Origin of the sequence: uncultured Clostridium sp. (assembly GCF_947072515.1) — a bacterium.
In the GTDB taxonomy this organism is placed as follows: domain Bacteria; phylum Bacillota; class Clostridia; order Clostridiales; family Clostridiaceae; genus Clostridium.
The window spans coordinates 23953-38480 of record NZ_CAMTIG010000034.1 but is presented as its reverse complement, the minus strand read 5'-3'; the positions used below and the strand labels follow the sequence as shown (position 1 = coordinate 38480).

At 24.1% G+C, this 14528-nt stretch carries 16 protein-coding genes; all 16 read left to right on the top strand.

Translation table 11 applies throughout. From position 1 onward, the window contains the following. Positions 1–602: cation-translocating P-type ATPase C-terminal domain-containing protein (locus Q0W06_RS12730; protein WP_297636140.1), on the top strand; the 602-nt coding region annotated here is incomplete at its 5' end. 144 nt (positions 603–746) lie between these two features. Further along, positions 747–1796 (top strand): HpcH/HpaI aldolase/citrate lyase family protein, encoded by a 1050-nt coding sequence (locus tag Q0W06_RS12725; RefSeq protein WP_297636138.1) that lies wholly within the window; start codon positions 747–749, stop codon positions 1794–1796. 9 nt (positions 1797–1805) lie between these two features. Further along, on the top strand, positions 1806–2927 hold the full coding sequence (locus tag Q0W06_RS12720; protein ID WP_297636135.1) for a phosphoribosyltransferase domain-containing protein: 1122 nt from the start codon (positions 1806–1808) through the stop codon (positions 2925–2927). Between the two features lies 1 nt (position 2928). After that, positions 2929–3975, top strand: a complete 1047-nt coding sequence (locus tag Q0W06_RS12715) for a cysteine protease StiP domain-containing protein (protein WP_297636132.1) — start codon at positions 2929–2931, stop codon at positions 3973–3975. A gap of 123 nt (positions 3976–4098) precedes the next feature. Next, a complete protein-coding gene (locus Q0W06_RS12710; RefSeq protein WP_297636148.1) occupies positions 4099–4686 on the top strand; it encodes a restriction endonuclease in 588 nt (195 codons plus the stop codon). Between the two features lie 77 nt (positions 4687–4763). Further along, positions 4764–5306: a hypothetical protein gene (locus tag Q0W06_RS12705; RefSeq protein WP_297636129.1), complete on the top strand. Its 543-nt coding sequence runs from the start codon at positions 4764–4766 to the stop codon at positions 5304–5306. Between the two features lie 286 nt (positions 5307–5592). Beyond that, positions 5593–5982, top strand: a complete 390-nt coding sequence (locus Q0W06_RS12700) for a hypothetical protein (protein ID WP_297636126.1) — start codon at positions 5593–5595, stop codon at positions 5980–5982. Between the two features lie 361 nt (positions 5983–6343). Beyond that, positions 6344–7006: a replication initiation protein gene (locus Q0W06_RS12695; protein WP_297636123.1), complete on the top strand. Its 663-nt coding sequence runs from the start codon at positions 6344–6346 to the stop codon at positions 7004–7006. A gap of 76 nt (positions 7007–7082) precedes the next feature. Further along, positions 7083–7250 (top strand): hypothetical protein, encoded by a 168-nt coding sequence (locus Q0W06_RS12690; protein ID WP_297636120.1) that lies wholly within the window; start codon positions 7083–7085, stop codon positions 7248–7250. 263 nt (positions 7251–7513) lie between these two features. Then, positions 7514–7963, top strand: coding sequence for a MarR family transcriptional regulator (locus tag Q0W06_RS12685; RefSeq protein ID WP_297636117.1), 450 nt, complete (start codon positions 7514–7516; stop codon positions 7961–7963). Beyond that, positions 7957–8355 carry an HsmA family protein gene (locus tag Q0W06_RS12680; RefSeq protein WP_297636146.1) on the top strand — a complete coding sequence of 133 codons (399 nt, stop codon included), beginning with the start codon at positions 7957–7959 and terminating at the stop codon, positions 8353–8355. Before Q0W06_RS12685 ends, Q0W06_RS12680 begins: the two co-directional genes overlap by 7 nt. 232 nt (positions 8356–8587) lie before the next feature. Beyond that, a complete protein-coding gene (locus Q0W06_RS12675) occupies positions 8588–9328 on the top strand; it encodes a hypothetical protein (protein WP_297636114.1) in 741 nt (246 codons plus the stop codon). 135 nt (positions 9329–9463) lie between these two features. Next, a complete protein-coding gene (locus Q0W06_RS12670) occupies positions 9464–10132 on the top strand; it encodes an ABC transporter ATP-binding protein (protein ID WP_297636112.1) in 669 nt (222 codons plus the stop codon). 12 nt (positions 10133–10144) lie between these two features. Continuing rightward, a complete protein-coding gene (locus tag Q0W06_RS12665; RefSeq protein WP_297636109.1) occupies positions 10145–12493 on the top strand; it encodes an FtsX-like permease family protein in 2349 nt (782 codons plus the stop codon). Further along, the gene (locus tag Q0W06_RS12660; RefSeq protein WP_297636106.1) at positions 12494–13186 is read left to right on the top strand and encodes a response regulator transcription factor; all 693 of its coding nucleotides are present in this window, start codon (positions 12494–12496) and stop codon (positions 13184–13186) included. It abuts the gene before it with no gap. Beyond that, the gene (locus tag Q0W06_RS12655) at positions 13186–14433 is read left to right on the top strand and encodes a HAMP domain-containing sensor histidine kinase (protein WP_297636103.1); all 1248 of its coding nucleotides are present in this window, start codon (positions 13186–13188) and stop codon (positions 14431–14433) included. The genes Q0W06_RS12660 and Q0W06_RS12655 overlap by 1 nt, the downstream gene beginning before the upstream one ends. The last annotated feature ends 95 nt before the right edge of the window (positions 14434–14528 follow it).

Here is a 14528-nt window from a genome sequence, read left to right as displayed (position 1 = left end):
TAAAGTTCCAATTAACTATAAATGTAGCAGCCGTTGCAGTATGTGCAATAGCACCATTTTTAGGATTACCACAACCATTGCAAATAACTCATATTTTATGGATTAACCTTGTAATGGATGGACTTGGAGCATTAGCACTTGGTTCAGAACCAGCATTAAGAAAATATATGAAGGAAAAACCAAAATCAAGAACTCAAAGTATTGTTTCAAAAGAAATGATGAAAAGTGTCCTTATAGCAGGAACATGGATAACAATATTAAGTTTTGCATTTTTAATGTTACCAGGCTTTAAAGAATTAATTCCAAATGAAGGACAAAGGCTTACAGCATATTTTTCAATGTTTGTACTAGCAGCAGTCTTTAATGGATTTAATGTTAGAAGTAGTAGTACTAATGTTTTTGAAAATATTAGTGAAAATCCTGGTTTTATAAAAGTTATGGGAATAATAATAGTAGTGCAAGTAGTCCTAACTTTTGTTGGAGGAAAAATATTTAGTTGTACACCTATAGAACCATTCCATTGGTTAGTAATTATTACATTAGCCATGAGTATTATTCCTTTAGATATATTAAGAAAAATAGTATTTAAAGAGGGGAATTAAAAGAAATATCCTTTAAGAAAAAATATAATATGATATAATAAATTTAAAAAGTTGTCATTAAAGTTAAATACTGGGCAACTTTTTTTATATAAAAAATTAGTATATTAATAAAAAGGTTAATTATATTAGGAAAGTGAGTAAGCTATGAGATTATTGAAATTAAATGAAAATAAATTTTTTAAAAAGCCTGTAAAAAAAGATAAGTATATAAGTAAAGAAATATTAAAGTATTCTATTGGAACAAACTTATATATGAATGGATTTAAAAATTTTTATAAGAAGATAAAAGATGGAAGCTTTAAAAATTTATCATCAATATCAATATGTTTTGAAGATTCCACTAGAGAAGAAGATTTAAAGCTTTGTGAGAAAAATGTACAAAGTATGTTATTAGAATTATCCAAGGAAGTGGGAGAAACGATTCCCTTATTATTCATTAGAGTAAGAAATATAACTCAGTTTAAAAGTTTTATAAAAGAGACAAAGGATGAGGCATTAAAACTTATAGCAGGATTTATATTTCCAAAGTTTAATTCAGAAAATGGAGAAGAATATTTCGAGATATTATCTAAATTAAATAAAGAAAAAAATGAAATTTTTTATGGTATGCCAATAATAGAAGAAAAAAAAGTTTTATATAAAGAAACAAGAATTGAAGAATTATTAAAAATAAAAAAAATAGTAGATAAAAATAAAGAATTAGTTTTAAATATTAGAGTTGGAGGAACAGACTTTTCTTCGAAATTTGGATTACGAAGAAGTCGTGAAAATATTATTTATGATATTAGTGTTGTAAGAGATTGTTTAAGTGATATTTTAAATATTTTTTTGAGAGCTGAAGAGGATTATGTAATATCAGCACCAGTATGGGAGTATTTTTCTAATGATGTAGATTCAATAGAAATGAGAAGTTTTATTAAAGAAATAAAAATGGACAAAGAAAATGGGTTTATAGGAAAAACTATAATACATCCTATGCAAATAGGAATAGTTAATTCATTATATATAGTAACATTTGAAGAATATATGGATGCTATAGAAATAATAGAAGCAAAAGAAGGTGTATTTAAGGGTTATGGGGATAACAAAATGAATGAAGCAAAACCTCATATGAATTGGGCAAAAAGAATTCTGAAAAGATCAGAAGCATATGGAGTATTAAATAAAGGGATAAGCTATATAGAGCTACTATAGGAGGATTTTATGAGATTAGAAATAAAGGAAAATAAATTTAATTTAAATATAGATGATTTAATATCATTAGGAAAAAGAAGTAATAATGAGAAAAGAAATTTTCTTTTTATAAGTAAAGTTTTAGGAAAACATTTAGAAATAAAACCAAATGAGTGTCAAAAAGTTGGAGAAATGTTAGCTAATTTAATAGATGATGGAGAAGAAAGTTTAGTTTTAGGATTTGCAGAAACAGCAACAGGACTTGGAATGACAGTAGCGAGTTATTTACATAACTCTTATTATGTAACAACAACAAGGGAAGAAATTACAGGATATAAGTCTATATTTAATTTTGATGAAGAACATTCTCATGCAGTTGAGCATAAATGTTTTCTTTTAAATAAAGAAAAAATAGAAAATGCAAAAAGAATAGTACTTGTAGATGATGAAATAACTACAGGAAAATCAATGCTTAATTTAATAAAAGAAATAAAAAAGAGAACAAAAGCAAAAGAGTTTAAAATAGTCACAATTTTAGATTGGAGAATAAAAGAATTTGTGGATATGTTTAAAGAATTTGTGCATAAAGAAGAAGTTGATATAGAGGTATTGTCATTAATAAAAGGTGAAATATTTAATGAAGATAAAACTGTGTATAGAGATAATGATGGAGAAGAACTAAAAGAGGTAGAAAAAGTAATAGATTTAGATATATTACCTAGAATAGATGTAGAAACGAAATATGGGATAGAAAGTTATATTAAAGATACAGGAAGATTTGGAGTAAGCTATGAAGAAATAAAAAAGCTAGAAGAAAAATGCAAGACTATAGCAGAAGAAATAAATAAGGATATTGAAATAAATGATAAGGTATTAATACTTGGGCATGGAGAAAATATCTATATTCCTTGTAGAATAGCTAGTTATCTAAAGGGAGATGTACTTTATAAAAGTACTACGAGAAGTCCTATTTTTTGCGAAGATAAAGATGATTATACTATAAAAAGTAAGAATGTTTTTTATCATAAAGGCGTAAAGTACTATTTTTATAATAAGAAAAGAATTGAAGAAAACTATGATAAGGTATTTTTGATAGTAGAAGATGATTTAAATATAAAAATGACAAATAATATGAAAATAGTGAGGATTTAATATGAGAACAAGCTATAGAAATGATTGTATATTTTTATTAAAAGAAATTGACATAAAAGAAATAACTATAGAAGAAAAAGAAGAAATGATTTCAAAAGGAATAAACTATTCAGAAATGATTTCAAAAGAAGAAAAGCCAAGTACTAATATAATGGATATTTTCTTTAATATGTTATCAGAAAGTAAAAAAGAAATTGCAAAATTTGTTTCAATAATTTCGGAAAAAATATATAGTGAAAAAAAGAATGATTTAGTTATTGTATCTCTAGCAAGAGCAGGAACACCTATTGGAATATTAATAAAAAAATACCTAAAGCAAAAATATAACGTAGATATACCTCATTATAGTATATCCATAATTAGAGGTAAGGGAATAGATAAAAATGCATTAAATCATATACTAAAAAATTATCCACAAAGTAATATACAGTTTGTGGATGGATGGACAGGCAAAGGGTCTATTACTAAAGAATTACAAAGTTCTATAAATGAGTATAACAGAGAGAATAAGAGGGGGATAGATTATAATTTGGCAGTACTTATAGATCCTGCAAAGTTATGCACAATTTATGGGACAAGAGTAGATTTTGGACTAGCATCTAGTTGTTTAAATTCAACAGTAAGTGGACTAGTAAGTAGAACTATTGTTAATGAAAAGTATATAGAGGAATTTGATTTTCATGGAGGAAAATATTTAGAGTATTTAGAAGATTTAGATGTATCAAATTACTTTATAGATGAAGTAAGAAGAGAGTTTGAAAATATAAAAGAAGAGAAATTAAAGTTTGAGCCAATAGAAAAAGAATATGCAAAAAATATTGCTTTGAAAATTCAAAAAGAATTTGAAGTAAAAGATATAAATAAAATAAAACTCAGTGTAGGTGAAACAGCGAGAGTTTTATTAAGAAGAAATCCTAGAATAATATTAGTAAGAGATATAGAAAGTAAAGAGATAAAGCATATAGTAAAATTGGCAGAAGAGAAAAATGTTGAGATTAAGGAATATGATTGTGGAGAATATAATTGTATTTCTATAATAAAAGAATAATTTTTAAATATAAAAGTAACATCATTAAAATTTTTATGATGTTACTTTTTTTGAGATAATTTAAGAAATTCAAACATAAATTTTAAAGAGAGATAATTTAAAATTTTAGGATGTGGATAAGTGATGGAGGAGTTAAATGAAGTAAAAAAAATGTTAGTGTCAATAGTAACTGGGGTTTGTACTATTGTAATTTTATTGATATTGATAGGTGTAAAAGCAGAGGTAATAATATATATAGTAGTATGGCTATTATGTGGTATTAGTTTAATTTTAACAAAAAAAATATTTGATAATATAAAGGAAAAGTATTTAATTTATAAAGAAGAAATATTAAGACAAGAGAAAATAGAAGAAATAAATAAACTTACAAACGAAGAGTTTAGCAGATATATAGAAGAAAAGTTTATTAAAGAGGGATATGTAACAAAAAATCTAATAACATATAAAAATAAAATTGAATTATTGTTAGAAAAAAATACTATACAAACAATAGTTTATGGTATTAAAACTGAAAAAGATGTAAATGCTCATGAGGTCTATAAAATTATTAAGCTTAAAGAGAAGTACAATGTAAAATTTGGAATGATTGTAGCTACTAGTAAGTTTACAGATTCTGTACATGAAATGACTAAAAATAAAGGTGTAAAACTTATAAATATATATAAATTAATTAATCATGATGTAGAAAAAAATGAAAAGTATAATCTATAATGAGACTTTTAGTCTCATTATAGAAAAATATAGAACATAGTTAAGCAAAGAAACATAATTTAAATTGAGGAGATGATATGCAAATGCTTGACTATGAATTAATAAAGAAAATGAATAGCAAAAATATTAGCATTAATAAAGAAATTACAAAGGAGAGATTAAAGGAAATCTGGAGTAAAATAACTAGAGAAGAATTAAAAAGAACAATTAAACTAGGTGGATTTAGTAACAGTAGAAGCTTTAATAAAACTAGAAAAACTGGAATAATATCAGTTAGAATGACAGTGGCGTTAGCAGTAGCTTTGAAAATAAATCCATTTTTTTTAAGTGCTGAAGAGGATGATAAAGAAAAATACTCAGAAGAAATGCTTATTAGGTTTTTGAAAGATAAAAAGATTCCATATAAATTTGAAATTTGTATGGAGGAAAAGTATAGAGAGGAATTACTTGAAGAAATAAAAATGATAATGAATACTACAGAAAATAAATCTTTTAAGAAAATAGAAGATTTAAATAAAGAAGAAATTTTAACTTTAATAGATAGTCTTTTTATAAAAGAAAAATTAGAAAAAACAAAAAATAAAATTATGCTTATTAAACTTATTTTAAGTAATAGTTAAAAAAAAATTAGGAAAATAAACCAAAAAAAATATATATTATGAAAATGTAAAAAAGAAAAGTAGAAATATTTTTAAAAAGTTTAAAAATGGAAAAATAAGAATATAAAATAGCATGGAATACCTAAGATATATAGTAAAATATCTCAGGTATTCTTATTTATTCATAGGTAAAAAAAGTTGTTACTTTTTTGTAAGCAAATTGTCTTTAAAAAATAAATTATCTATGAAGAAACCCTAATATAATTTAATTAAACAAAGAGAAAAAAACTTTTGGAGGTACATAAAAATGAGAGAAATGAAAACAAACTTAATGGAGTTAATAGTACTAAATGGAGACAAAAATTTAATTAAACAATTAGAAAAGGAAGCAGAAATAAATTTTGTTTTTTCAGATGATAATGGAAAAGATGTTCAAAGAAAAAAAGGTGAAAGCTTAGGTGCTTACATAGAAAGATGTTCAGTTAGTTTAATGAAGAATTTTTCAAGAAAAAAATATGAGAAATTAAAAATGCTTTGTACAGAATACAATACATTTGGAGATTCAAAAATAGTTGAAGAAGTATTTGCAATAAGTGAAGAGACAGTTAAACATAATAATATATTTGAAAGAATGACATTAGCAATTGAAAATATGATAGGTGAAAGATTTAAAAATTCAAAGAAAAAGTTTGTGTAGTAAAGACCCTGAATTAAGTAAGTTTTATTAAGATGATAGAACTTAAAAGAATTCAGGGTTTTATTTTTTTGTCTAAAAATTGAAAAGGTGATATGAATTTTATATTAATTAATATGACTAAAAATTGAAAAGGTCATATAAAAGGTTCAATATGACTAATATAATAAAAAGTCATATTAAGGAGAAGAAGAAAATGAGTAAATCGAATATAAAAAGAGAAAATTTAATATTTGTAATAATATTGGCTATGCATTAGGAATTATTCGTGCTTTTGCAATAATTATAGTTATAACATCAAGAATTATGCCAAAAGAAAATATTAAAGTGGTATAATAAATAAAAAACTTTAAGGAGAGAAGTTATGGTAGATGGAGAAGAAATTCAATTATCAAAACTCAACATTAAAATAAGTAGAAATATTACAGATCTTGAAAAAAGATTTTTTGGATTATTTATTGTAGGAATAGATGAGGAAAATTTAGATGAGGAAATAATGTTTTACATCAAAACATTAGAGGAATGTTTTAGTATATCAAGTGAAGAAGTAGTAAAGTTATTAACATCTATAAATGAAATAACTTTATATGTATTAGATGATAATGAAGAAGAATATATTATAAATCCTTTGTCATATATAAAATATAATTTAAAGGAAAATAAAGTATTTTTAAAATATAATAATTCTATAGTGGGACTATTCCAAGAACTAAAAAGAATTTACTTCAACATAAATAATGGAGAGGTTAAAAATTTAAAAGGTAAATATACTTGGAAGCTATATGAGATTTTAAAAGGGTTAGAAGAAAATAAGACCTATTATATTTCTATTGATTATTTGAAGAAAGTATTAAGAATAGGTGATAATTATAAATTATATGCTGATTTTAAAAGAAAAGTTATATTATATGTACAGAAAGAAATAGATGCTAAAACAGATATTAAATTTAGCTTTGAGGAAAAAAAAGAAGAAAAAAAAATAGTGGGAGTATATATTACTACTAAGAAAAAAAATCAAATATTATAAATAGAAAAATTAAAATAAATTATTAATATATTGAGCATACTAGCATTATTATAATCTAAATAAAGAAGGTGTAAATATGCTAAAAAGAATACTTGGTATAATATTAATAGTTATAATAATTTTAATAGGAATTGGATATTGTTCAGGAAAAAAAAGCACACAAAAAAGTGAAAGTAAAATAGAATTTAAAAACATAAATTTTAGTGGGATGAACAATGGATATAAAGAAAATAGTAATTTATAAGAAGAATTATGAAACAAAAAATGAAAAAATAAGGATATAGAAATAATATTTATTTAAAACAAAAAATAGCAAATTAATAAAAAAATAATTTATTATTATAAGAGTAAAATAAGCAGAAATAGATAGTTATCTAAACTAAAATTAAAGAAAAAATCTAGGTTGACAAAATTATTAAAGATGATATTATATAAATATAGTTTGCATACAAACTATATTTATTTTTACTAGATAGTTTGCATGCAAACCAAAAGGAAGTGAATATTTTGCATCAAAACAATATTAATAAAAGCTTTGATATTGCCATTCTTATTAAAGATATAGACTCCACAATATATAGTTCAGTATTAAAACAATTAAAAAAGTTTGATTTAACACCACAGCAAATGAATATAATGAGATACTTAGGTCATAAAAGAGAAATGACAGTTTCAGAAATTTGTGAAGCTATGGGATTAACAAAAGGTACTGTATCAGGAATTTTAAATAGAATGGATAAACAAGGGTACATAATAAAAAGAAAAAATTTAGAGGATAAAAGAAACACATACATTTCATTTACTGAAGAGGGAAAGATATTAGCTAAAGAGGTAATGAAATATTTTAATGAAGCATATGAAAAAGTTTTTATTAATATTGAATCATCAAAATTAGATGAATTCAAAACAATATTAGAAGAAATTTCACAAAAGATTAAGGAGAGTGGACAATTATGAAACTATTAATACCAGCAATTATTTTTATTTCACTAGCATTAGTATTTTATACTATTGGAGTTTGGGGAGAATTTTTATCAAAAACTTTAAAGAAAAAACACGTAATTATATTTTGGATAGGGCTAGTTTGTGATACTTTAGGAACTACTACAATGTCAAGAATTGCAGCATCAGGAACTGATAAAGTAACAACACCAGCTGAATTAATGATTCACCAAACAACAGGAATGCTTGCGATTATTTTAATGCTTATTCATGCAGTTTGGGCAACTTGGGTATATAACAAAGGTAGTGAAAGAGCTAAAAAAGTATTCCATAAGTTTAGTATTGTAGTATGGATTATTTGGTTAATTCCTTATTTCGTAGGAATGTATATTGGAATGCAAGCATAATAAAATATAAAAAAATATCTATGAAATAAAAATTTCATAGATATTTTTTTATGTAATATTTTGTCGAAAAAGTGAGCAAAAAGTTTCAAATTTTAATAAATTTTGAAGATAATTATAAAAAAACATGAACTGTAAGATGATTGTAAGATTCTAATAACTTAAATGTAAGTTTAGAAATTTATACTGTAATTAATAAATATTAGCAAAATAAACTTAAGATGGGAGATAAAATATGAGGAAATTTGTAGAATTACAGAAAAAAAGAGAATTTGATTTTTTAAATATGAAAAAGTTAATAGTAATGATAGTAATTAGTTCAATGATCCCTATTTTAATACCTATGACAATAAACATACAAGATAAAGCAAAGAGAAAAGAAATATTAGTTGCAGCAAATAGTAGTAATTTAGATGAAAAGGAAATTAATTTAGAGAGTTGGAAAAAAAATGTACAAGCAGATCTTGTAAGCTTAAAAGAAAATCAAAAATCATTATATGAAAAGTATAATATTGCACTTAAAGAAAAAGAAAGAAATGAATTAATGAAAATTGATAATGAAATAGAATATAATAATGTTAAAATAAGAGTTTTAGAATATAGATTGAATAATGAAATAATTGAAAATGAGGCAGGATGGCAAAATAGAGCTTTAAATAACATTATAGAATTAGCAAAAGAAAATACAATAATAATGAAAGATATTGAAGAATTAGAAGTGAAAAAAAATTTAGAGAAAGAGTATAATGAATATAAAAAGAATTTTATATTAGGAAAAAAAGAGAGAGCTACTGAAATAAAGAATTATTGGACTAGCTTAGAACAAGGAAAACCAATAATGGAAGATGAAACTAAAATTATAAATTTAAATTCAGATGAAATTTTTAAAATAGGAATTATGATTTTTGGAGTAATAGTAACATGTACAATAATAGCAGATTTTATGAAGAAGGTATTAGCTAAAAAATACTATTAAAAATGAAAAGCTTATTAGGAGAATGGATTAAAGTAAGGTATATTAAAGGAATAAAGTATGAGAAATTTCTCATACTTTATTTTAGTATATGGATAAATCAGAATATTTTATTTTATAAAAAGAAAGGAAGATAAAATGAAATTTATAGAAATAAAAAATTTATCAAAAGTATATGGTAAAGGGGCAGAAAGAGTAGATGCATTAAAAGATATAAATTTAACTATTTCAAAAGGAGAGTTTATAGCAATTATTGGAGCTTCAGGTTCAGGAAAATCTACTCTTTTAAATATAATTGGGGGAGTAGATAGTTTAGATAAAGGTGAAATATTGGTAGATAATATAAATATTACAAAGCTAAATGAAAGAGAATTAACATTATATAGATTAAGAAAGGTTGGATTTGTATTTCAAAACTTCAATTTAATTTCAGCATTAACAGTTGAAGAAAATATAGAAATGCCTGTATTACTAGATGAGGAAAAGTTAGATAAAGATTTTAAAAAAGAATTATTAAAGTCCTTAAATTTAGAAAGAAAGAAGAACAAATTACCTGAGGAGTTGTCAGGTGGAGAAAAGCAGAGAGTAGCAATAGGAAGAGCATTGAGTAATAAACCTGAAATAATTTTAGCAGATGAGCCAACAGGAAATTTAGATTCAAAAAATTCAGTGGAAGTTATAGAACTTTTAAAATACTCTGCAAGAAAATATAATCAAACTTTAATTATAATTACACATGATGAAAAAATTGCATTAGAAGCAGATAGAATAATTAAGCTTAAGGATGGAAAAATAGTAGGCAATTAGGAGTTGAGCTTCATGGAGAGTTACACAAAAATAATAAACAAAAACTCAAATAAGAGTAAAAGAAAAAATATATATGCTAATTTTGGAATAATTTTAACATATATTCTATTTGTATCTTTAGTTGGAACTTTATGCTTATTTAATAATATACTCAAAGAAAATGCTTATAAGAGAAGTGGAAGTTATACAGTTGTTATAAGTGGCTTAAAGTACAATAAATTTGATACTATAGAAAATAATGTACAAGTAAAAACTTCAGGAAGAATTAAAAATGTTGAGAATAGCACTGTTGAAGGGGAAAAAGAAAAAATAAATTTATTTTCACTTGATGAAACTTCAATGGAGAAGCTTGTAAATAAAAGAATAGATTTATTATCAGGTAAATATCCATTAGGAAAAAATGAGATAATGATAACAGAGCGAGCAGAAAAAATATTTAATAAAAAAATAGGTGATTATATAGTAGTTAATGGGGACAAATATAAAATTGTTGGAAGTTATACAATATTTCATTCTGAACAACCTAATATAGAAGGAATGACAACAAATAATATTAATGATGTAAAAGACGATAAGGATTATTTATTAATACAACTAAAAAATAATAGAAAGAAAGAAAAATTTGTAGAAACTGTAAAGAGATACAACCCAGATGCTAATATATCTTATAATAAAGCTATTACTGACTATAATAAGGAAGGAAATGTACTTTATATTATAGATATAGTAGTAAATATTTTTTGTATTTATTTAATATATTGTACTTTAAATTTAAGAGTCCGTGAAAATAAACGTGATTTAATAATCTTAAGATATATTGGATGTACAAGAGAAAAAATTATGTATATGACATTTAAAAGAAATTATAAGCTTTTAATATATACGAGTATTGTTGGAAGTATTTTAGGATTAATAGTTTTTAGATTTTCAATAGCACCTGTAATTATGAAGATATCCAGGGGGCTTGGAGGAATAACGGAAGATATTAAAATGAGGGGCTTTAATATAATATTTCTTCAGATAGTTATATTAACTGGAATATCATTATTAATATCTATATACAAATTACCTATATATAAGAAAAATATTGTTGAAAGTTTAACGCAAGAAAAAGGAAAATTAAAATTATCTAAAAGAGGGGTTGCAAAGAAAAGCTATGATTATTTTTTAGCTAATAGAGTAGTTAAAATAAATAAAAATCATAGAAGAGTAGTTTTTTTAGGAGTAAGTTTAATAGTAATATTATTTTCTTTAAGTACGTCACTTTATTATTTATCTATAAAAAATAATAAAATGAATGAGAAAAAAGAAATAGTATTAACGAGAAGTTACGATAGAGATGGACTAGAGCAATCAAGTAAAGTCATTCAATATATAAGCAAAATACCTGGTGTTAAGTCTATGAGAGGTTCTGGAATAATAAATCTTAAAGTTTTAGGTGAAGAAAGTGATGGGAAAGATTTAATATTAGGAAAAGGAAATCAGGAAACAAAAAATAATAAAGATGCACAACTTATAATTTGTAATCCTAAAAGATTTAAAAATTTAAAAGATAAAATAAAAGAGAGTGATATGGATTCAATAAATACAGCAATTTTGATGAAAAATAATTATAGTATGACTTATGGATTAAATAAAAATGGAAAAATTAATTTAAAAGGAAAAAATAATGAAATGACTTTAAATGTTATTGGTTCAATAAAAACTGAAAATTTAAAGGAATACGATAAGAAGGCAGATAATAGGCAGTTAAGAATATTAATATCTTTAGATACAGTAAAAAATCATGAACAACTTTTTGAAAATAATTTAGATAGAGTAGCTATAATTATTAACATATCTAATATAAGTGAATTAAATTATTTTAATATAAAAAATGAGGCATTAAAAAATGGAATGCTATTTACAGATAAAATAGAAAAAGGTCAACAAAATGTATTTTTCTTTAAAACAAGTTTGCTATTGGGATACCTAGGTATTATAACGATAATCATGATTATAATAGTAAACATAATAAATAATGAGTATATATTAGCTGAAAATAGAAAAAAAGAATTCGCCACAATGCTGCTTTTAGGAATGGAAAGAAAAAGATTAAAGAAAATATTAATAATGGAAAGTTTACTATTATGGAAAAATGCTAGTATTTGTGGAGGAATAATTTCAATTATAGGAATTACGATACAGTTTATTTATTACTCTACTAAAGGAAGTATGTCAGGAGTAGTACCACCATATTGGGCTATTTTAATAATAATAATATTATTATTACCAATTATTATTATTGGAAAATTATTGGGGATTAAAGATTTAGATTTTAAAAATCTAGCTAAAATAAGTAAGCAAGGGGAGGAATTATAAATGAAAATTTTATTAGTAGAAGATGATAGAGCAGTTGCCTTAGCTGTTATTTATAGTTTGAAAAAAGAAGGATTTGAAGTTATACACGCAATAAACTTAAAAATGGCAAGAGAGTTAATAGATAGATCAATAGGATTAATATTATTAGATTTAATGTTACCAGACGGTGATGGATATGAATTATGTAGTGAAATTAGAGAAAAGGATAATGATATTCCAATTATCTTTATGACGGCCTGTGATCAAGAAGAAAATGTTATTTTAGGGTTAGATTTAGGGGCAGATGATTATGTGACTAAGCCAGTAAAAATAAGAAGCTTAGTAGCAAGAATAAATGCTGTCATGAGACGGAAAGGAAATATAAAAAAAGAAAGTAATCTCTTTATAAGTGGTGAAATTGAGATGGACTCACTGGCACATATAGTAAAGAAAAAAGGAATAGAAATAAGTTTAACTTTAAATGAGTATAAGCTATTATACATGCTTATGGAAAACTCACCAAATGTCTTAAAAAGAAGTGTTATTCTTGAAAAGTTATGGGATATAGAAGGAGATTTTATAGATGCGAATACTTTAAGTGTGTATATGAAAAGATTGAGAGAAAAAGTAGAGGATGATAGTAGTAATCCTAAATATATAGTAACAGTTAGAGGAGTGGGATATAAATGGACATCTAGGGTGGTGAGAAAATAATGAGAGCTTCCATATGTAAGGATGAAAGAATACGTTTAAGTATTTTTATAATTATTATGTTTATAGCGGCAGGAATAATAACACAATTAATAATAAATATAGATTTAATGCAGATTAATACAGGCTATATTAAACAAAGTACAGCTATTGTAGGATATATAAATGGTAAGAATCCAGTTTTGGCAGAGGAAATAATTCCAATCATCACAGGAAAGCAAAATGGAGATTATGAAAATGGTAAAAAAATATTAGACCAATACTCATATAATACAGAGTTACAATATTTAGAAAATCCAATATTTAAAAATACAATAGGATTAAAAATATCAATTATAGCAATAGCAACTTTAATGATAATATCAATTATTGGAGTATTAGTAATTTTGCGACCATTATTTATAGACATACAGTATTTGGCTCGGAAGGCAGATGAAATTATAGAAAATAAATTTGATAGAACTCATAATAGGCAAGCAGCCAGTAGAGAAGGCGTATTAGATAAATTATTTCATAAGTTTAATATTATGGAAGATAGAATACAACAAAGTATAAAAATATTACATGATGAAAAAATAAATTTGAAAAATATAATAAATGATATAACACATCAATTAAAAACACCAATAACTGCTTTATCAATGTATACAGATATATTGCAAGATCATAGAAATATGGAAGAAGAGGATTTAGATACTTTTATTTACTCATCGAAAGAGCAATTAGAAAGAATGGAATGGTTAGTTCTAACTTTATTAAAATATGCTAGATTAGAAAGTAATGTGGTTACATACAACAAAGAAAAAACACCATTAAATAATACTATTGAAGAAGCTATAAATCCACTAAAAATAAAAGCAAAAGAAAAACATCAAAAAATCATTTTTAATAATAATAAAGATGTATTGTATAATCATGATAAAAATTGGGTTGCGGAAGCCATTAGCAATATTATAAAAAATGCTATAGAGCATACATCAGATGGAGGCACTATAGAAATCGGAATAGAGGAGACTGAGATATCAATAATAATTTGGATTAAAGATACAGGTGAGGGAATACCAAAAGAAGAATTTAAAAATATATTTAAAAGATTTTATAAGGGCGAAAATTCTGTAAATCCAGCTAGTATTGGTATTGGACTTTGCTTAAGTAGAACTATTATTAGAAAAAATAATGGAGACATTACTTTAGAGAGTGAAGTTGGAAAAGGAACAACATTCTATATAAAATTTTTAAAAACAGTATAAGAAAAAAGCTGAAAACTTTAAATGAGTTTTTGGCTTTTTTTATATTTATAGGGAATAAAAAGAAGAAGTTAAAAATAAAATTTACTAAGAGGGGG